Annotated in this window: 18 protein-coding genes; 7 read left to right on the top strand and 11 right to left on the bottom strand. The window is 70.0% G+C overall.

Features of this window, described 5'->3' with window-relative positions; genetic code table 11:
• Positions 1–509 precede the first annotated feature (509 nt).
• The 7 genes from ACFHWU_RS18055 to ACFHWU_RS18025 form a co-directional block, all read right to left on the bottom strand.
• Positions 510–836, bottom strand: a complete 327-nt coding sequence (locus tag ACFHWU_RS18055) for a hypothetical protein (protein WP_416556280.1) — start codon at positions 834–836, stop codon at positions 510–512.
• Between the two features lie 267 nt (positions 837–1,103).
• Positions 1,104–2,114 carry a LacI family DNA-binding transcriptional regulator gene (locus tag ACFHWU_RS18050; protein WP_281553031.1) on the bottom strand — a complete coding sequence of 337 codons (1,011 nt, stop codon included), beginning with the start codon at positions 2,112–2,114 and terminating at the stop codon, positions 1,104–1,106.
• A 57-nt stretch (positions 2,115–2,171) separates the two neighbouring features.
• Positions 2,172–3,554, bottom strand: coding sequence for a GH1 family beta-glucosidase (locus ACFHWU_RS18045; RefSeq protein WP_416591094.1), 1,383 nt, complete (start codon positions 3,552–3,554; stop codon positions 2,172–2,174).
• The gene (locus ACFHWU_RS18040) at positions 3,551–4,324 is read right to left on the bottom strand and encodes a carbohydrate ABC transporter permease (protein WP_416556289.1); all 774 of its coding nucleotides are present in this window, start codon (positions 4,322–4,324) and stop codon (positions 3,551–3,553) included. The genes ACFHWU_RS18045 and ACFHWU_RS18040 overlap by 4 nt, the downstream gene beginning before the upstream one ends.
• A 74-nt stretch (positions 4,325–4,398) precedes the next feature.
• Complete coding sequence (locus ACFHWU_RS18035) at positions 4,399–5,400, bottom strand: carbohydrate ABC transporter permease (RefSeq protein ID WP_416591093.1); 1,002 nt, start codon at positions 5,398–5,400, stop codon at positions 4,399–4,401.
• An 11-nt stretch (positions 5,401–5,411) separates the two neighbouring features.
• Entirely contained in the window at positions 5,412–6,716 is a 1,305-nt protein-coding gene (locus ACFHWU_RS18030) for an ABC transporter substrate-binding protein (protein ID WP_416591092.1), read from the bottom strand.
• Positions 6,717–6,938: 222 nt separating this feature from the next.
• Positions 6,939–7,700, bottom strand: coding sequence for a maleylpyruvate isomerase family mycothiol-dependent enzyme (locus ACFHWU_RS18025; RefSeq protein WP_416591102.1), 762 nt, complete (start codon positions 7,698–7,700; stop codon positions 6,939–6,941).
• Between the two features lie 69 nt (positions 7,701–7,769).
• Here ACFHWU_RS18025 and ACFHWU_RS18020 point away from each other — a divergent pair, with 69 nt between their 5' ends.
• A complete protein-coding gene (locus ACFHWU_RS18020) occupies positions 7,770–8,891 on the top strand; it encodes a UDP-N-acetylmuramate dehydrogenase (protein ID WP_416556275.1) in 1,122 nt (373 codons plus the stop codon).
• A gap of 267 nt (positions 8,892–9,158) precedes the next feature.
• Here ACFHWU_RS18020 and ACFHWU_RS18015 read toward each other — a convergent pair whose 3' ends face one another.
• Together ACFHWU_RS18015 and ACFHWU_RS18010 are read right to left on the bottom strand one after the other, a co-directional pair.
• A complete protein-coding gene (locus ACFHWU_RS18015) occupies positions 9,159–9,995 on the bottom strand; it encodes a class I SAM-dependent methyltransferase (protein WP_416591101.1) in 837 nt (278 codons plus the stop codon).
• A gap of 11 nt (positions 9,996–10,006) precedes the next feature.
• Positions 10,007–10,795 (bottom strand): SDR family oxidoreductase, encoded by a 789-nt coding sequence (locus ACFHWU_RS18010; protein ID WP_416591091.1) that lies wholly within the window; start codon positions 10,793–10,795, stop codon positions 10,007–10,009.
• Between the two features lie 189 nt (positions 10,796–10,984).
• Here ACFHWU_RS18010 and mshA point away from each other — a divergent pair, with 189 nt between their 5' ends.
• The 3 genes from mshA to ACFHWU_RS17995 all read left to right on the top strand — a co-directional run bounded on the left by mshA (position 10,985) and on the right by ACFHWU_RS17995 (position 13,770).
• Entirely contained in the window at positions 10,985–12,349 is a 1,365-nt protein-coding gene (gene mshA, locus ACFHWU_RS18005; protein WP_416556273.1) for a D-inositol-3-phosphate glycosyltransferase, read from the top strand.
• A gap of 11 nt (positions 12,350–12,360) precedes the next feature.
• Positions 12,361–12,876: a YbjN domain-containing protein gene (locus tag ACFHWU_RS18000; RefSeq protein ID WP_416556272.1), complete on the top strand. Its 516-nt coding sequence runs from the start codon at positions 12,361–12,363 to the stop codon at positions 12,874–12,876.
• 87 nt (positions 12,877–12,963) lie between these two features.
• Entirely contained in the window at positions 12,964–13,770 is an 807-nt protein-coding gene (locus ACFHWU_RS17995; protein ID WP_416568442.1) for a hypothetical protein, read from the top strand.
• 321 nt (positions 13,771–14,091) lie between these two features.
• Here the strand turns inward: ACFHWU_RS17995 and ACFHWU_RS17990 are convergent, their stop codons facing one another.
• Positions 14,092–15,411 (bottom strand): MDR family MFS transporter, encoded by a 1,320-nt coding sequence (locus tag ACFHWU_RS17990; RefSeq protein ID WP_416556270.1) that lies wholly within the window; start codon positions 15,409–15,411, stop codon positions 14,092–14,094.
• A 171-nt stretch (positions 15,412–15,582) separates the two neighbouring features.
• Between ACFHWU_RS17990 and ACFHWU_RS17985 the strand changes: the two genes are divergently transcribed.
• On the top strand, positions 15,583–16,332 hold the full coding sequence (locus ACFHWU_RS17985) for a phosphoglyceromutase (RefSeq protein ID WP_416556269.1): 750 nt from the start codon (positions 15,583–15,585) through the stop codon (positions 16,330–16,332).
• 88 nt (positions 16,333–16,420) lie between these two features.
• Here the strand turns inward: ACFHWU_RS17985 and phoU are convergent, their stop codons facing one another.
• Positions 16,421–17,068 (bottom strand): phosphate signaling complex protein PhoU, encoded by a 648-nt coding sequence (gene phoU / locus ACFHWU_RS17980; protein ID WP_416556268.1) that lies wholly within the window; start codon positions 17,066–17,068, stop codon positions 16,421–16,423.
• Between the two features lie 198 nt (positions 17,069–17,266).
• Between phoU and ACFHWU_RS17975 the strand changes: the two genes are divergently transcribed.
• Together ACFHWU_RS17975 and ACFHWU_RS17970 are read left to right on the top strand one after the other, a co-directional pair.
• The gene (locus ACFHWU_RS17975) at positions 17,267–18,583 is read left to right on the top strand and encodes a sensor histidine kinase (protein WP_416591090.1); all 1,317 of its coding nucleotides are present in this window, start codon (positions 17,267–17,269) and stop codon (positions 18,581–18,583) included.
• 41 nt (positions 18,584–18,624) lie between these two features.
• The gene (locus ACFHWU_RS17970) at positions 18,625–19,308 is read left to right on the top strand and encodes a response regulator (RefSeq protein ID WP_416556266.1); all 684 of its coding nucleotides are present in this window, start codon (positions 18,625–18,627) and stop codon (positions 19,306–19,308) included.
• Positions 19,309–19,321 lie beyond the last annotated feature (13 nt).

Raw genomic sequence — 19,321 nt, 5'->3', positions numbered from 1 at the left:
GCCGACACCTCGCCCAGCCACGCCCGCTCCGGAGTCGACTTGGCCCGCGTGATGACCCGCTGGCTCGACCAGCACGGCGACCCCGACCTCCCCGCCACCATCGACCAGACCCTGGCAGCGATGAGACACCTGGTCGGTACGCCGTCGGCGTGAGGCCGGAACCTCGGATGTTGCCCGCCGTAGCGGCCGCTGAGGGGCGAGCCTGGTCGGCCCAGCCAGTTGGCCAGGTTAACGATGGCCTTTTGCAACGACATGCGTGCGAGATGTCACGCTTGCGGGGTCGGGAATGCCGGTTGAGCTGATGCCACAGGTGCATCAAGATGCACCTGTGGCATCAGGTCGTCGGAGGCACCATGAGGTACCGGAAGTCTGCCGACCCGCCGACCCGAAGCCCCAAGCAGGAAGCAGGAAGCACGAGGCCCGGGGCGCGAGGTCCGGGGCCGGGAAGGGCGCGCCGGCCCACTGCCAGGTGAGCCGGCGCAATTGTTCCGATCTTCAGGAATTGCTGGTCAGTAGCAGAGCAGGGTGACGTTCGCGGTGTAGTAGTAGTCGCTGATCTGGGTCACGTACGAGTTGACGACGAAGCAGTCGATGAAGGGGTTGTAGCCATCCATCTGCGCCCACGTCTCGGCCTGGAACCTGGCGCTGAGGGTGGCGCTGCTCGCGCTGCCTCCGCTGCCGTAGCCGTAGTAGTAGCCGACCGCAGCCGTGCTGGCGGACGTGGTGCTGGCCTGGGTGTTCGACGACGAATCGGCGGCGACCGCGGCGGTCCCGGTGGCAACCATCGCGCCCACGACCATCGCCGCGGTGGCGGCGACTCTTGCGAGAGTACGCACGGGTGTCCCCTTCCTGTTGCGGATTTGATCTCACGGTAACAGCGACATCCGTCTTCGGCAATGTCTTGCCGTTATCAGGCTTGCGGCGGCGAGGCTGTGCCGACCTGCGACGACTACGAAAAGTCGGAATTGAATTGCGGCTGACCAGTGGTTTTGGTGACTCTATTTATTTGCATGATCTCGCAAACCGCGCGTACCCAGTCAGGCGAGGGCAGGCGAGGTCAGTCAGGGTCAGAGCGGGACCGGGTGCGGACCGGGAGTCGGACCTCAGGCGGAGTCGCGCCGGACGAGCTCGGTGGGCAGCACCACGGCCGGCCCGACGGCCTCGCCGTCGGCCAGCCGCAGTAGCAGCCGGGCCAGCGTCCGGCCGATCTCCTGGATCGGCTGGCGGACGGTGGTCAGCGCCGGGTCCAGGTAGCCGGCCATCTCGATGTCGTCGAAGCCGATGATCGCGACGTCGTCGGGCACCCGGCGGCCGGCTTCCCGCAGCGTACGGATGGCACCGTGGGCCATCAGGTCGGAGGCGACGAAGACGGCGTCCAACGCCGGGTCGTCCTCGAGCAGCTGACGCATCGCGACCGCGCCCGACTCGCGGGTGAAGTCGCCGGCGGCGACCAGCGACCGCCCACCAGTCTCCCGGATCACCGTACGGTAGCCGGCCAGCCGGTCCACCCCGGCGATCATGTCCTGTGGGCCGGCAATCGTCGCCACTCGCCGCCGGCCGGACTCCAGCAGGTAGCGGACCGCCCGCTCGGCACCGGCCTCGTTCTCCACGTCCACGTACGGCACCCCGGCGCTGACCTGGCCCATCGGTCGGCCGCTGCACACCACCGGCAGGCCGCTGCGGGCCAGGGTGCCGGGCATCGGGTCGACGCCGTGGATCGAGGCGAACATGACGCCGTCAACGTGTCGGCCCAGGGCGTACCGCTCGACCCGGTCGTGGCTGCCGACCGAGCCGGACATCATCAGCACCAGCTGCTTGTCGGCGGCTTCCAGCTCCTGGCTGACGCCGTGGATGATGCCGGGGAAGACCTGGTCGTCGGAGAAGACCCGGGTGGCGGTCTCCGGCAGGATCAGTCCCATCGAGTCGGTGCGCTGGGTGACCAGGCTGCGGGCGGCCAGGTTGGGGACGTACCCCAGCTCCTGGACCGCCCGGCGGACCGCGTCCTGGATGGGTTCGGCGACGGTGGTGGAGCCGTTCACCACCCGTGAGACGGTGGCCCGGGACACGCCGGCCCGGCGGGCCACCGCCTCCAGCGTCGGACGTTCCCTGGCCATGCTCACGCCTGTGCTCCCCGTCTGTGAAGGTCCCGCCCCTCGGTGAACGCCAGCGGCTCAGCCGATGCCGTTGCGGCGGATCACCTCTTGGTACCACCGTGCGCTGGCCTTTGGCACCCGCCGCTGGGCCAGGTAGTCCACATACACGATGCCGAATCGCTTGGCGTAGCCGTACGACCACTCGAAGTTGTCGAGGAGTGACCACACCAGGTAGCCGCGCAGGTCAACCCCGGCGGCGATCGCGGCGTGCGCGGCCCGCAGATGCCCGTCCAGGTAGGCGACCCGGTCGGTGTCGTCGACCCGGTCGCCGTCGGGGTGCAGCTGGTCGGGGAAGGCAGCGCCGTTCTCCGTGATGATCATCGGTACGCCCGGGTAGTCCCGCCCCAGTTTGCTCAGCAGCGCGGTCAACCCGGACGGCTGGATCTGCCAACCCATGTCGGTCAGCGGCGGTGCCGGGGCGATGAACTCGATGCCCTCGGTGCCGGGAAACGCCCCGCCGCCACCGGGCGCACCCTCCTTCGCCGCCAGGTAGGTGGGGGAGTAGTAGTTGATACCGAGCAGGTCGATCGGCTCGCCGATGATCCTCTCGTCGCCGTCGCGGATGTGGTCCAGGTCGGTGAACCGGCTGACGTGGTCGAGGATGCGCTGCGGGTAGCCACCGCGCAGGATCGGATCGAGGAAGATTCGGTTCTGCAGGTCCTCGACCAGCTCGACCGCCTTGGCGTCGGCTTCGCTGGCCGGGTCGGCGGGGAACGCCGAGGTCGGGTTGACCGTGATCCCGACAGTCGTCGCGCCGGCGGCGCGTAGCGCCTGGTTGGCCAGCCCGTGGCCGAGTAGCAGGTGGTGCACGGTCTGGAAGGTGGCGGCCGGGTCGGTACGGCCCGGGGCGTGCAATCCGGAGCCGTAACCCAGGTACGCCGAGCACCACGGCTCGTTGAGCGTGGTCCAGGTCTGGACCCGGTCGCCGAGCCGGGCGTACACGGCCCGCGCGTACTCAGCGAAGGCCTCGGCCGTCTCCCGGTTGGTCCAGCCGCCCCGGTCCTCCAGGGTCTGCGGCAGGTCCCAGTGGTAGAGGGTGATGATCGGCTCGATGCCGCGCCCGCGCAGCTCGTCGACGAGCCGGTCGTAGAAGTCCAGCCCGTGCGGGTTGACCGGGCCGGTGCCGTCCGGCTGTACGCGCGGCCAGGCGATGGAGAACCGGTAGGTGTGCAGCCCCAGTTCGGCCATCAACGCCACGTCGTCGCGGTAGCGGTGGTAGTGGTCGCAGGCCACGTCCCCGGTGTGCCCGGCGTGCACCTTGCCCGGCGTACGGCTGAACGTGTCCCAGATCGACGGGCCGCGACCGGCTTCCCGGGCAGCGCCTTCGATCTGGTACGACGCGGTCGCCGCGCCCCAGATGAACGAGTCGGGGAATCGTACGGGCTCGTTGGAGTTCGTCACGCCTTGACAGCACCTTCCATGATGCCGCCGATGATCTGACGGCCGAAAATGATGAACACGATCAGTAGTGGCAGCGTAGCGAGCGCCGTACCGGTGAAGACCTGCGACATATCGTTGTAGTAGCCGTTCGACAGTGCCCGCAGCGACAGCTGCACGGTCGGGTTCTCCGGGTCGTTGAGCACCGCGTACGGCCAGAGGAAGTCGTTCCACATGGTCATGAAGGTGAGCAGGCCGAGCACGGCGGCGGCGGGGCGCAGTGCCGGCAGCACCACGTTCCAGTAGATCCGTAGCGTGGAGCAGCCGTCGACCCGGGCCGCCTCGATCAGTTCGGTGCTGACCGCCTGGCTGGCGTACTGGCGCATCAGGAACACCCCGAATCCGGTGACCAGCGCCGGCACGATGACCGCGGCGAGCCGGTCGTTCCAGTCCAGCTGGCTCATCAGCATGTACAGCGGGATGACGCCGAGCTGGGTCGGCACCATCATCGTCGCGATGATCACCAGCAGCAGGGCGTGGGAGCCCTTGAACCGAAGTTTGGCGAAGGCGAACCCGGCCAGCGACGAGAACAGCACCACCGAGAAGGTGACGGTGCCGGCGACGACCGCCGAATTGATCATGCCGGTGAGGAAGTACGCGTCCGGATTGTTGAACAGCCGCTCGATGTTGCCCGGCAGGTTGCCGCCGGGGGTGAGCGGCGGCGGGATCTGCCCCATCGCGTCGCTGGACCGAGTGGCGACCACGAACATCCAGTAGATCGGGAAGATCGACATCAGCCCGGCGACGATCAGCGTCGCGTACGTCAGTTTGCTGGCGCTCCACAGGTGCTGACTGGCTTTCACGGTGCTCACCCCTGCTTCCGGGCGCTGTTGCCGAGCCGGCGGATCACCAGCACGTTGATCAGCGAGATGACGACGATCAGGGCGAACAGCATCCAGGCGATCGCCGAGCCGTAACCGAAGTTGAAGTGCGGCGCGAAGGCGTTCTCGAACATGTACATGGTCATCGTCTGCGACTCGCGCAGCGGCCCACCCCGGATCGGGTTGGGGCCGGAGTTGAACAGCAGCGGCTCGGTGAACAACTGCAGTCCGCCGATGGTGGAGATGATGACGCAGAAGACGATCGTCGGCCGCAGCATCGGCACGGTGATCGACCAGAACTGCCGGGCGGGGGGTGCGCCGTCGATCGCCGCCGACTCGTACAGGTCCTTCGGGATGGACTGCATCGCGGCCAGGAAGATCAGCGCGTTGTAGCCGGTCCACCGCCAGTCGACCATCGTCGAGATCGCCACCCAGGCGCCGAACCTGGTGTTGCGCCAGTCGATGGCGTCGATGCCGATCAGGTCCAGCGCCCAGTTGATCATGCCGAACTCGCGGCTGAACAGCTGACCGAAGACGATCGCCACCGCCGCCGTCGAGGTGATGTTCGGGATCAGGATGCTCATCCGGAACGACGTACGGGCCCGCAGCTGCCGGTTCAACAGGTGGGCCAGCCAGAGCGCCAGCAGCAGCTGCGGCACGGTGGAGATGACGAAGATGCCCAACGTGTTGAGCACCGAGTTCCAGAAGTCGCCGTCGCCGAGTAGCCGGCTGTAGTTGTCGAAGCCGACGAACGGGTGCTCGGCGGCGAGCAGGTCCCAGTCGTGCAGCGACACCCAGAACGTGTAGCCCAGCGGGTAGGCGCCGAAGATCGCGAACAGCACGAAGAACGGCGCGATGTACAGGTACGGGGATGCTTTGGTGTCCAGCCGGGCCAGCCACAGCCGGGGCCGCCGGTGCGGCGGCTCGGGCTGTCGCCGGGCCGGCCGGGTGGCGTCGGCGGCCGGCTGCTCCGGCCCGACCTGTGCCACCCGGCCTGCGGTCACTTCTCGGCCGCCGTCTTGGCGTTGTTCACCGCGTCGGTCCAGCCCTCGTCGGGCGTACGCTGACCCAGCTCGACCGTTCGGACGGCGTTCTCCACCTCGGTGCGGACCGCCTGGTTTTTCGGTCCCATGTAGACCGGCTTGAGGTTTTTGGCGCCCTCACCGAAGATCTGCCCGATCGGGGCGTCGTTGAAGTACTCGCTGGTCGCCTCCAGGATCGCCGGGTCGTCGAGCGCCTGCGGCGACGACGGCAGCGGGCCCTTGGCCTTGAACGCCCCGATGTGCCCCTCCGGGCTGGTCAGGAACTTGACCAGCTTGACGGCCTCCTCCTGGTGCTCGCTCTGCGCCGGCACGGCCAGGTGCGATCCGCCCCAGTTGCCGCCGTCGCCGGGCACCTTGGCGATGTCCCACTTGCCGGCCGCCTCCGGGCCGGCGTTGCCCTCGATGACCCCGGTCATCCAGGCCGGGCAGGCGATGGTGGCGAACTTGGCCTGCTTGAACGCGGCCACCCACTCGTCGGACCAGGCGCCGTACTTGCCGCTCAGGTCGGAGTCGATGATGTCCATGGTGATGTCCCAGGCCTGCTTGACGGCCGGGTTGGTGTCGACAACGAGGTTGTCGTCGAGGTCGTAGTAGTGGTAGCCCTCGGCGGCACCGGCGGTCTGCAGCACGATCGTGTTGAACGTCTGGGTCGCCGCGTCCAGGAACGACGCGCCGGTGTCGGCCTCGACGAACTGCTCGCCGACGGAGATGTAGTCCTGCCAGGTCGGCCAGAGCGCGGAGACCTCGTCGCGGTCGGTCGGCAGCCCGGCGGCCTCGAACAGGTCGGTGCGGTAGCACATCGCCATGCCGCCGACGTCGGTGCCGAGCCCGATCAGCTGGCTGCCGTCGGCGGTCAGTGCCTGGTCCCACTTCCACGGCATGAAGTTGCCTTCGAGCTCGGCGGCGCCGTGGTCGAGCAGGTTCACGAAGTTCTGCGGGTTGGCCTTGTACTCGATGAGCAGGCCCTCCTCGATGGCGACGATGTCACCTGCGCCTTTGCCGGCGGCCAGCCACTGGGTCAGCTTGGGGGAGTACTCGTCGAGGTTGGTACCGGTGCCCCGTTCGACGATCTTGATTGCGGGGTTCTCGGCCTCGTACTGCTTGTACAGCTCCTCATAGCCGAACTGGCCGAAGACGTCGACGGTCAGGGTGATGGTGCCGTCGTCGGCGGCTTCGCCGCCGCCGCAGCCGGTAGCTGCGGCGAGCACGGTGACCGCAGCGGCGGTCGCGGTGACCAGCCGGCGCCTTGAATTGGTGCCCATGGGTTGACCCCTCTCAGGTCCAGGCATGGTGGGGTGCGGAAACTGCGTGTTTGCTGGCTGGCTCTCTGTCGACCCTGGCGACCTGGTCGACTGGCCGGTGCGGGCGGTGAGAGCGCTCTCACGAGAGTGGGACGTCAATCGCTCCCTGTCAAGAGAGCGCTCTCAGAACGTTGCCGGCGCGTTACCTACACCCGTTCCGACGGACGAAAGAGCGGGCAGTGGTCAGCCGACCCGCAGCGCGTCCAGCAGTGCTGCGTCGCCGGAGACGTCCAGCATGTCGAACTGCACCCGACCCCAGAGCCCGAGGAGCAGGTCACTCGCGGAGCCGGTAGCCAGGGTCCGGGTGTGGTGATCGTCCGAATCGAGGATCGTGTCGGTGTCCAGCAACGCCATGCCCTCGCCCCGCAACCGGACGTACCACTCCTGCTCGGCATCGGTCGCCACCAGATGCGCCACCCCGTACACCGGCTGGTGGCTGCGCCGCCGGCCCGCCGGCAGCCAGGAGTCCAGCACCTCGCTGATCCCATCAACGGCCAGCTTCGCCTCCACCGGCTCCACCCCGGCGATCGCCGTCTGCGCGTCCCAGCGGTGCACCGCGGTCTCGTGCGCCATCCGCCGGACCCAAAAGCTCACCTTTTTGGTCTGCGGCGCCCAGTTCCATGCCGGCATCTCCGGGTCGAGCCCGTCCAGCAGGGTGACCAGCGCCTCGAACTCCTGCTGCCACCAGGCGAGCGCCTCGGCCCCGTCGGGTTTGGCAACCACCGGCGGCCGCTCCTCCCGCGGATCGGCGACACCGCGCGACACGGTCTCCCGCACCCACATGTACACGATGCCGAGATGGTGCACCAGGTCGACGACCGTCCAGTCCGGGCAGGACGGCACCGGCGCGTCCAGCGGCACCTCAGCGACGGCGGCCCGGAACGCCGGACCGTCCGCCCGTAGCGCGCCGAGCCAGAAGTCCTTGGAGCCGTGCAGCCTGCTCATCATGATCCTCCGGGTCGAGCCGACAGCCAGTGGCGTGGCGCGGGTGGATTCCAGCCTAGGGTGAGGGGTGTGCCTGACGTTAGTGCCCACGCGCCATCTGCTGAAGACCCGACGGCCCTTGCGCCGTTGGCACGCTATACCACGCTCGCCCTCGGCGGCCCGGCCGACCGGCTGGTCACCGCGTCCACCGCCGACGAGTTGACCGAGGCGGTCCGTGACGCCGGCCGGCGCGGCGAGCGGATTCTGCTGCTCAGCGGCGGCAGCAACGTGGTTATTGGCGACGACGGCTTCCCCGGCACGGTGATCCTGGTCCGCTCCACCGGTTTCCAGGTGATCGCCGAGGAACCGGCGGCGGTCGGCCATCCGGCCACCGTCACCATCCGGGTCGAGGCCGGCGAGCCGTGGGACGACCTGGTCGCGGCGACCGTCGCCGCCGGCTGGTCCGGGGTGGAATGCCTGTCCGGTATCCCGGGCGCAGCCGGCGCCACCCCGATCCAGAACGTCGGCGCCTACGGTCAGGAGGTCGCCGAGACCGTGCAGGCCGTGCACGTGTACGACCGGCTCACCGACGAGCGGTACGCGTTGCCCGCCACCGACTGCCGGTTCGCCTACCGCGACAGCCTGTTCAAACGCAACGACCGCTACCTGGTGCTGGCGGTGGACTTTCGACTGGCCCGCAGCGAGCTGTCCACCCCGGTGCGCTACGCCGAGCTGGCCCGCAGCCTCGGCGTCGCCGTCGGTGACCGGGTGCCGCTGGCCGACGCCCGTGCCGCCGTGCTGCGGCTACGGGCCGGCAAGGGAATGGTGCTCGACGCCACCGACCCGGACACTCGCTCGGTGGGCTCGTTCTTTACCAACCCGGTGCTGGACGCCGCCGCCGCGCGGCGGTTCCACGCCCGGGTCGCCGTCGCCGGGACGGGTGAGCCGGCGACCTGGCCGGTCGCCGGTGGCGAAGCGGTCAAGGTCAGCGCGGCGTGGCTGATCGACAAGGCCGGGTACGGCAAGGGCTACCCGGGCGGCGACGCGCCGGTCGCCATCTCCAGCAAGCACACCCTGGCGCTCACCCACCGGGGCGGCGGCAGCACCGCCGCGCTGCTCGACCTGGCCGGCACCATCAGGGACGGGGTCCGCGACCGGTACGGCGTGACCCTGCACCCGGAGCCGGTCCTGGTCAACTGCTCCTTCGACTAGCCGAGTAGTTCCGAAGTTCGGCCAGTGGTCGTAGGCAATCGTGACCGGGTGACAGGTGCTCCGGTCTCCCGGTGGCATGAACGCTCATCGAGGTGACGCTGAAGCACGTTACTTTCGCATCTTGACGTGCGTCAGCGTCACCTCGATGAGCCCACTGCACACAACATGGGCCAAGCCCACGGGTCGAAAGGGATACATGCCGGTTTGGACCCGTTCAGCAGGTTACGAAACCGGTCGTCCGGCCCGGCCCGCCGGGCGGGCCAGCGCTCAGCCGCCGGGCGGGGCCACCGCCGACCAGGGCACGGTCAACTCGCCGAGCCGCCACCGTGCCGGTCGGTCCAGCACCGGCCAGCCGCCGTCCCGCAGCGCCGACACCGTGTGCAGCCAGCGCTGCCGTGGCCCGTACGGCGCATAGCCGGCCGCCGCCCGCCAACTCTCGTCGAGCGCCCGCAGCAGCGCGTACACCCGCTCGCCCGGCACGTTGCGGTGGATCAGCGCCTTCGGCAGCCGTTCGGCGAGCACCGCCGGCCCGCCACCGGCCGGGCCGGCCAGCGTTGCCAACCGGCCGGCCAGGGTCAGCGAGACCGGCCCGGTGGCGTCGAGCAGCACCCAGGAGCAGACCCGGCCCGGTTCGTCACAGGTCCCCTCGACCAGCGAACCTCCGGGAGCGAGCGCGGCGCGCATCGTCGCCCACGCCGCCGCGACGTCGGACTCGGCGTACTGGCGCAGCACGTTGAACGCCCGGACCAGCACCGGCCGGAGCCCGGCCAGCTCGAATCCACCCCGGCCGAAGGTCAGTTGTGGCGGCGCGGCAGCCGGAGCCGCCGCCGCGACCCGGTCCGGGTCGATCTCCAGGCCGACCACCCGCACGTCCGGTCGCACCGACCGCAGCCGGGTGGCCAGCTCGACGGTGGTCACCGGGTGGGCGCCGAAACCGAGGTCGACCACCAGCGGTGGCCGGGCCGCGTCCGTCAGTGCCGGCCCGCAGCGGTACGCGATCCACCGGTCGGCCCGGCGCAGCCGGTTCGGTGCGGTGGTGCCCCGGGTGACCTCGCCGACCGGCCGGGCCGCGTCGGGCGCGCGAGCTCCGACCGGTCGGGCCATTCGATTCCCGCTCACCCGGGCAGCACCCGGTGCACCTTGTGCTGCGCTGCCTGGGCCAACGGGCGGACCACCAGCCGGTCCACGTTGACGTGCTGCGGCCGGGTGGCGCACCAGGCGACGCAGTCCGCGATGTCGTCGGCGACCAGCGGCTCGGCCACCCCGGCGTAGACCGCGTCGGCACGTGCGGTGTTCCCGCCAAACCGGTTCACGCTGAACTCGTCGGTACGCACCATGCCCGGATCGATTTCGACCACCCGGACCGGCCGGCCGCACAGCTCCAGCCGTAGCGTCTCGGTCAGCGCGGTCTGGCCGTGCTTGGCTGCGGTGTAGCCGCCACCGCCCTCGTAGACGACCTGCCCGGCGGTGGAGCCGATCACCACGACGGTGCCGGCCCCGCTGGCGGTCAGCGCCGGCAGCAGAGCCTGGGTGACCCGCAGCGTGCCGAGCACGTTCACCTCGTACATCCACCGCCAGTCGGCCACCGGCGCGGACTCGACCGGGTCCAGCCCGCGCGCCCCGCCGGCGTTGTTCACCAGCAGGGTGACCCGGCCAGGCAGGTCAGCCTGCTGAGCCAACCCGCCGACCGCCTGCACCAGCCCGGCCACCGATTCGTCGTCGGTGACGTCGCAGGTCACCGCGGTGGCGGCCCCGCCGTTGTCGCGAATCGAGTCGACCAGGTCGGCGAGCCGGTCGCCGCGGCGGGCGGCGGCGACCACGTGGAAGCCCTCGGCGGCCAGCCGGCGGGCGGTTGCCGCGCCGATTCCGCTGGACGCTCCGGTGACGATGGCGATCGGTGTCATCCAGCCATTGTCGCCGCTTGGCGGACCGGGACGGTCGCCGCCGGTCGGTCCCGGGCGTCGCCGTCGACGAGAGGTGGGTCACCTCCACCCGCTGTAGTGCGGCATGTCGCTGCCAGTACCGGGAAGATGTGACGGGTCGTCCTGGTTGGTGGCGTTGGTTGCGATCAGGCGAGCGGAGGGAGCGACGTGGTGCAGGTGGGTCAGGCCGGGCCGGGTGACAACCAGCCGCCGCCGCGTCCCCGGCGGGTCGCGACACTGTCGGTGCACACCTCTCCGCTGGACTCGCCGGGCACCGGCGACGCCGGCGGCATGAACGTCTACATCGTCGAGGTGTCCCGGCGGCTGGCCGAGGCCGGCGTGGAGGTCGAGATCTTCACCCGGGCGACGGCGGGTGGCGTACCGTCGGTGGTGGAGATGGCACCCGGCGTACGGGTGCGGCAGGTGATCTCCGGCCCGCTGGAGCCGCTGCCGAAGGAGGACCTGCCGGCGCAGCTCTGCGCATTCACCGCCGGGGTGCTGCGGGCAGAAGCCGCCCGGGCACCCGGCTACTACGACCTGATCCACTCACACTACTGGCTCTCCGGGCAGGTCGGGTGGCTGGCGAAGGGGCGCTGGGGGGTGCCGCTGGTGCACACCGCGCACACGCTCGCCAAGGTCAAGAACGCCCGGCTGGCGGCCGGTGACCGCCCGGAACCGGCCCCTCGGATCATCGGCGAGGAACAGCTGGTCACCGAGGCGGACCATCTGGTGGCGAACACCCGGACCGAGGCCGGCGAGCTGATCGACTGGTACGGCGCCGAGGCGGACCGGGTCTCCGTGGTCGAACCGGGCGTCGACCTGGACCGGTTCCGGCCCGGCCCGCCCGGCCGGGAACAGGCTGCCCGGGCGGCCGCCCGACGGCGGTTCGGCTTGCCGGTCCGTGGCCATCTGGTGGCGTTCGCCGGCCGGATCCAACCGCTGAAGGCGCCGGACGTGCTGCTGCGCGCGGTGGCCGCGCTGCGTCGGCGGGATCCGGGTGCGGTCGCCGATCTCACGGTGGTGGTCGCCGGCGGCCCGAGCGGCACCGGGCTGGACCAGCCGGGTGCCCTGATCGACCTGGCCAAATCGCTGGGAGTCGACGATCTGGTGCGGTTCATGCCGCCGCTGGGCCATACCGACCTGCCGGCTTTGTTCCGGGCCGCCGACCTGGTCGCGGTGCCGTCGTACAACGAATCATTCGGCCTGGTCGCTCTGGAGGCTCAGGCCTGCGGCACGCCGGTGCTGGCCGCCTCAGTCGGTGGCCTGGTCACCGCGGTCCGCGACGGGCACAGCGGGATGCTGGTCGACGGGCACCACCCGGACGACTGGGGCCGGGCGATCGGCGATCTGCTTGCCGCTCCGGCGTTGCGGGACCGGCTCGGTCGGGGCGCGGTGGAGCACGCCCGGCAGTTCTCCTGGACACGCACTGCGGCCGGGCTGCTCGACGTTTACGGTGAGGCGGTGCGGGCGTACCGCGCGGCGACCGCCGCCGGGATGTCCCGGGACGCCGACGCCCTGTCGGCGAGCGTGGGGTGACCAGGAGTGCCATGAGCGGACGAGCCGAGGTGGCGGCGCTGATCGAGGCGGTCTGCGCCGATCGCGAGCTGAGCTGGGAACCAACCGGTGACCTGTCGTACGCGGTGACGTTGCCGGGTACCCACAAGCTGAAGACGGTGTGCAATCTGATAGTCGGCGAGCAGGCGCTGCGAATAGAAGCATTCGTGATGCGGCAGCCCGATGAACGGCGTACCGAGTTGTGGACCTGGCTGCTGCAACGCAACGCCCGGATGTACGGTGTCGCCTTTTCGGTCGACGCGGTCGGCGACATCTACCTTACCGGTCGTGTCGGGCTGGCCGGAATTACCGAAGACGAACTGGACCGGATACTCGGATCGGTGCTCACCTATGCCGACGAGTCATTCGACGCGATGCTGGAGATCGGCTTCGGTTCGGCGATCCGCCGCGAGTGGGAATGGCGGGTCAAAAGAGGTGAATCGGTGGCGAACCTGCGCGCCTTCGCGCACCTTTTCGACGACAAGACGCCGGAGGATCCAGGTTTGTAGGGAGTCAGCAGGGTACTGCTCGCATGGTGGCGCAACCGTCGCCCACTGCCCCCCCGCAGGCACACTGTCAAAGGGAGTGAGCAGACCATGCCTCAACAGACCAGCACCCGGCGCCGCAGCCCTGCGTCGAACGGACGGTCCAAGGCCGGCCGTAGCTCCAGCTCGGCCCGCAAGTCCAGCTCGGCGACCATCGGCCGGGCCGGCGGCGCGGTCCGGGAGAGCGACCTCGCCGACCTTCGCGTCGACGAACTGCGAGACCAGCTGCGCAAGCGCGGGGTGACCGGCACGTCCAACCTGCGCAAGCCCGATCTGATCAAGTCGTTGGCGCGGGCGATGCGGCGGGGTACTCCGGCGCGGGCGAAGCAGGCGTCCCGGCCGAAGGCCGGTTCGCCGACCTCCCAGCGTTCGGCGCCGGCTGGCAAGAGCGCCGGTGCGGCGCGCAAGAGCACCAGTGCGGCCCGCAAGAGCACCAGTTCGACGGGGCGGAACACCTCTGGCGCGGGCGGTGGCGGACGGTCCGGCGGTGCCAAGATCCGGTCCGGAGCCAAGTCGTCCAGTTCGCTGAAGTACGCCCAGCGTATCGACGATCCGCAGCAGCATGCCGAACGTGCCGGGCGTAGCCTGATCACCACCGATCACCGGACGATCCGGCAGTGGGCCGACGCCCGGGGCGGTACCCCGGCGACCGTCAGCGCCCCTCGCGATGGCCGGCCCAGCGTGCTGCGGATCGACTTCCCCGGCTACGGTGGCGGCAATTTACGCAAGATCTCCTGGGATGAGTGGTTTGGGACGTTTGATCAGCGTCGGTTGAACTTCATCTACCAGGAACAGCGCACGGACGGTACACCGAGCAATTTCTTCCGGCTTGAATCTCCCGACCGTGAAGATGCCTGAGCGTGTATTGGCCATCACTCGTCGGGGTTGTTGCGGGCGTAAACCCGTTCGGCACCTCGGATGGTGTGATTGGGCGTACAACCGAATCGCCTTGTCCATCGGAAGTGTCAGGAACTACGGTTGAGTCACGCGCCGAGCCCGGGATTGGCTGGGGGCCGTCGGACCGGTTCGGTCCGAACAACCGGGCTGGGTGCCGGGGGACCGGTGGCATTGGGCCGTTGGGGGACGGCGCCACCCGAAACCGGCGGCGAGGGGGAGCGACGCTTACGGGGGTGAGTGTCGCTCCCCGCCGCCGGTTATCCGTTTCCGCCGGCCCGGCAACTACTGCGGATGAGCCGGCGCCAGCGGCTGTTGAGACCCGTCCGGCTTCGCCAGCTGGGACCGGGCCGGCAGAGTCACGGCCGAAGCGCCCGTCCGCAGCTCGGCGGCTCGCCGCTCGCGGGCCGGTCCGGCGATCAGCTGACCCACCGCGACCACCCCGCCGATCGCGGCGCAGCCGAGCCACAGTGCGGTGTTCCCCGCGTACTGCCAGACGAAGCCGCCGGTGATCGGCGCGGCGAAGGCGGCGACCGACCAGGACAGCGAGAAAACACCCTGGTAGCGGCCGCGCAGTGCGGCCGGGGTGAGCTCGGCGATCAGCGTCGCGTTCGACGGCGAGTTGAGCATCTCGCCAGCGGTCCAGATCAGCACTGTCACCGCGTACAACCAGGCGACGTCGGCGACGGCGGTCAGGCCGAAGCCGACCCCGACGATCACCGCCGCCAGAGCCAGCACGTGCGAACGGTTGCGGCCGCTGATCAACCGGGGGACGAAGAGCTGCCCGACCACGATGAGTACGCCGTTGAGCGCCATCACCACGCCGAACGTGGTGGGCGACAGCCCGTCGTCGGCCATCGCGATCGGCAACATCGCGCCGTGCTGCATGAACACCATGGCCAGCAGCACGTTCAGCCCGACGAAGCCGAGGAAGACCCGGTCGGTGACGACAACCAGCAACCCGGCCGGTCGGGCCGCGACCACGGTCGGACCGAGTGGTGCCGCCGCCTGGGTCGCCGGCCGGGTCTCACCGACCTTGGCGAAGACCAGCGCGGCGGTGGCCAGGGTGGTGCTCGCGTTCACCGCGAACAGCAGGAAGTAGTCGACCTGCGCGGCGAGTCCGGCGAGCACCGCCGCGAACGCGTACCCCAGGTTGATGGCCCAGTAGTTGAGCGAGAAGGCACGCAGCCGGTCGGCGGCCGGGACCACGTCGATCATCATCGCCCCGTACGCCGGCCGGGCACCCTCGTTGAACAGGCCGAGCAGTGCGGCGCCCACCAGGAGCAGCCACCACCGGTCGGCCAACCCGAGGACGATCAGCATGGTGGCAGCGCCCAGATGCGCGGTGAGCAGCGTTGGGCGGCGCCCCCAGCGGTCGGCGAGCGTCCCGCCGAGCAGGGTGCCGACGGCTCCGCCGGCGCCCCAGGCGCCGAGCACCAGACCGGCCTGGGAGCCGGACAGGCCGCGCCCGGCGGTCAGGTAGATGGCCAGGAAGATCACGACGAACGAGCCGAGCCGGTTGATCAGGCTGCCGGTCCACAGGTACCAGAAGGCCCGGGGCAGGCCGCTGGTGGTCTGCTGTAGCCATCCCCGCGCACCCGACATCGGCTAGCTACCCCCCCGTGCAGTAATGAACAGTGCAACATCTGTGCCTTACACGCTAGGCGTCGGGCGGCGTACCGAGCATGCGAATTTCCGCGTGGCGGTCGTCACCCCGGCCGGCCGGTGCCCCGGGCCGGTGAACCTCCGGGCACCGGGTCCGGCAGGATGGACGACATGACTGTGGGGACACTGGTGCTGCTCCGGCACGGCGAGAGCGAGTGGAACGCGAAGAACCTCTTCACCGGTTGGGTCGACGTGGATCTGACCGCCAAGGGCGAGGCCGAGGCGCGGCGCGGCGGTGAGCTGCTGGCGCAGCACAACCTGCTGCCGGACGTGGTGCACACCAGCGTGCTGCGGCGGGCCATCCGGACCAGCGAGTTGGCGCTGCACACCGCGGACCGGGGCTGGATCCCGGTGCGCCGGTCGTGGCGGCTCAACGAGCGGCACTACGGCGCGCTACAGGGCAAGAACAAGAAGCAGACCCTGGAGGAGTACGGCGAGGAGCAGTTCATGCTCTGGCGCCGCTCCTACGACACCCCGCCGCCGCCGATCGCCGACGACGACGACTGGTCGCAGGTCGGCGAACCTCGGTACCGGGAGCTGCCGCCGGAGCTGATGCCCCGCACCGAATGCCTGGCCGACGTGGTGCGGCGGATGCTGCCGTACTGGTACGACGCGATCGTGCCGGACCTGCTCGCCGGCAAGCAGGTGCTGGTCGCGGCGCACGGCAACTCGCTGCGGGCGCTGGTGAAGCACCTCGACGGGATCTCCGACGAGGCGATCGCCAAGCTGAACATCCCGACCGGCATCCCGCTGCGCTACGACCTGGACGGCGCGCTGCGACCGGTCAACGCCGGCGGTGACTACCTGGACCCGGACGCCGCCGCGGCAGCGGCCGCCGCGGTCGCCAACCAGGGCCGTTGAGCCGTTGGGCCAGGGGTACGGGACGTGGTCCGCACCGTACCCCTGGCCCTGGTCATGGCCGGCCTGGCACCGCTGCCCGGCCGGCCGGTCAGTCGTTCGGACTCACCCCGGTCACGTGGTAGACGACCCGCCGGCCGGCGTTGACCGCGTGGTCGGCGTACCGCTCGTAGAACCGGCCCAGCAGCGCGCCGTCGATGGCGGTCTCCGCACCGTACGGCCAGTCCTTGCCCAGTAGCACCCGGAACAGCTTGCGGTGCAGTTCGTCCATCGCGTCGTCGTCGCTGTCGAGCTCGGCGGCGGTCTCCGCGTCCGGGGTACGCAGCACCCCGACCACCTTGGCGATCATGCGGTCGGCGACCTCGGCCATCTCCGAGAAGACTCCGCGTAGCTCGGCCGGGACAGCTGGTGACGGGTGGCGACGCAGCGCGGTCTTGGCCACGTGGTCGGCGAGGTCACCCATCCGCTCCAACCCGGAGGCCACGTGCAGCGCGGTGATCGCCATCCGCAGGTCGGAGGCGACCGGCGCCTGCCGGGCCAGCAAGTCGCTCACCCGCTCCTCCACCGTGCGGTAAAGGGCATCGATCTCGGCATCGTTGACCAGTACCGTCTCGCCGGCTTCGCGGTCGGCGGTGAGCAGCGCGCCGGTCGCCCGGCGCAGCGCCGTCTGTGCGGCTTCCGCCATCGATACCAGCAGCTCGCTGATTTCCTGCAGCTCGGCCTGGAACTCCTCGCGCATGGTGGCCTTCCGTCGTCGTGGTGGGAGGTCTCCGGTCCTGGTCCCGCCCGGTGTCGCCCACACCGTATGGCGGCTTGCCGGCACCCAGATGAACAGGGGTGAACAGAGCGGGGCGGCAGTATGAACATCTGGCGATTGCCGTGAGATATGTCCTGTTCGGGTGGCTGACCAGGTTAACAATGGCCCTACGATCGCCCCGTGGATTGGGCGGTTCTGGCCGGCGGTGCGGCCGTCGGCACTGGCGGCGGGCTCGTCGCCGGTCTGCTCCTGGCGCGAGCCCGGGCACGACAACTGGCATCCGCCCCGGTCGAACACCGGGGCGGGCAGCGTACGTCCAGCAACGGGAGGCCGCAGATCGTCGCGAACGACGCCGCTGCGGCACCCCCGGCCCCGGCCCGCAGCTTCATCGACTCGTTGGCCCGCCGGAGCCTGGACTCGTTGCGGGTCGGCGTGGTGGTGCTCGACGACACCGACGTGCCGGTGCTGGTCAACCCGGCGGCCCGGGCGATGGGAATGCTCCGGGCCGGGCCGACGCCGGGCAGCGTCACCGCGCACCCGATCATCCGTACCCTGGCCGGGCAGGTCCGCCGCACTGGCGTGCGTCGCGAAGTGGAGCTCGACCTGCCCCGGGGCCGCGAAGGCGGCACCCAGGACCCGCTCGGGGTGCACCTGCGGGCCGTCGGCCTGCGCGGCAACCACGTGGCGGTCGAAGCCGCCGACGTCACCGAGTCGCACCGGGTGGCCCGGGTCCGCCGGGACTTCGTCGCCAACGTCAGTCATGAGCTGAAGACCCCGATCGGTGCCCTGCAGCTGCTCGCCGAGGCGTTGCTGGACGCCACCGACCCGGACAGCGCGGTCACCGACCCGACCGAGGACGTGGCCGCCGCCCGCCGATTCGCCGAACGGATTCAGCACGAGTCGACCCGGCTCGGCCGGCTGGTCAACGAGCTGCTCGAACTCACCCGGCTACAGGGAGCCGAGCCGCTGCCGGCCCCCGACCCGATCGCGGTCGACTGGGTGCTGGCCGAGGTCGTGGACCGGACCCGTACCCCGGCCGCAGCCCGCCGGATCGAGGTGACGGTGACGGGCGAGCGCGGGCTGACCGTGTACGGTCGCGACAGCCAGATCGCCACCGCGGTGGCGAACCTGGTGGAGAACGCGATCGCCTACTCCGGTGCGGACACCCGGGTCACGGTGACCGCCTCCCGGGCCGACGAATACGTCGACATCGCCGTCGCGGACCAGGGCATCGGCATCGCCCCCGACGAGGTTGACCGGATCTTCGAACGGTTCTACCGGGCCGACCAGGCACGCTCGCGCAGCACCGGCGGCACCGGGCTGGGCCTGGCCATCGTCAAGCACATCGTCACCAACCATGGCGGTCGGGTCGAGGTTTCCAGCACGCTGGGTGGAGGGTCGACGTTCACGCTGCGGCTGCCTGCCAGCCCGCCGGACGCCGCACTGCCGCTACCCGAATCGGTTGAGATCGACACCGGTCCGGCCGCGCACGAGTAGGTCTGAGCGGATCAGGCCGGACACAGGGAAGGAAACGACAAGTGGCCCGGGTACTCGTGGTGGAGGACGAGGAGTCCTTCTCCGACGCGCTCTCCTACATGCTGCGCAAAGAGGGGTTCGAGGTGTCGGTGGCGCCAACCGGCACCGCCGCGCTCACCGAGTTCGACCGCACCGGAGCGGACATCGTGCTGCTCGACCTGATGCTGCCCGAGATGTCCGGCACCGAGGTCTGCCGTGAACTGCGGCAACGCTCCCGGGTACCGATCATCATGGTGACTGCCCGGGACAGCGAGATCGACAAGGTGGTGGGCCTGGAGATCGGCGCCGACGACTATGTCACCAAGCCGTACTCGCCCCGGGAGCTGGTCGCCCGGATCCGGGCGGTGCTGCGCAGACAGAGCACCGAGGTGATCGAAGCGTCCACCGCGACGCTGACCGCCGGACCGGTTCGGATGGATGTCGAGCGGCACGTGGTGACCGTCGACGGTGACTCGGTCCAGCTGCCGCTGAAGGAGTTCGAGCTGCTCGAGCTGCTGCTGCGCAACGCCGGCCGGGTGCTCACCCGGGGGCAGCTGATCGACCGGGTGTGGGGTGCCGACTATGTCGGGGACACCAAAACCCTCGATGTGCACGTCAAGCGGCTGCGTTCCAAGATCGAACCGGAGCCGTCGGCCCCGCGCTTCATCGTCACCGTGCGCGGGCTGGGCTACAAGTTCGAGTCCTGACCAAATGTTGGGG

The organism is Micromonospora sp. LOL_015 (assembly GCF_048060275.1).
Classification (GTDB): Bacteria; Actinomycetota; Actinomycetes; order Mycobacteriales; family Micromonosporaceae; genus Micromonospora_E.
This window is presented reverse-complemented; position numbering and strand designations above follow the sequence as displayed.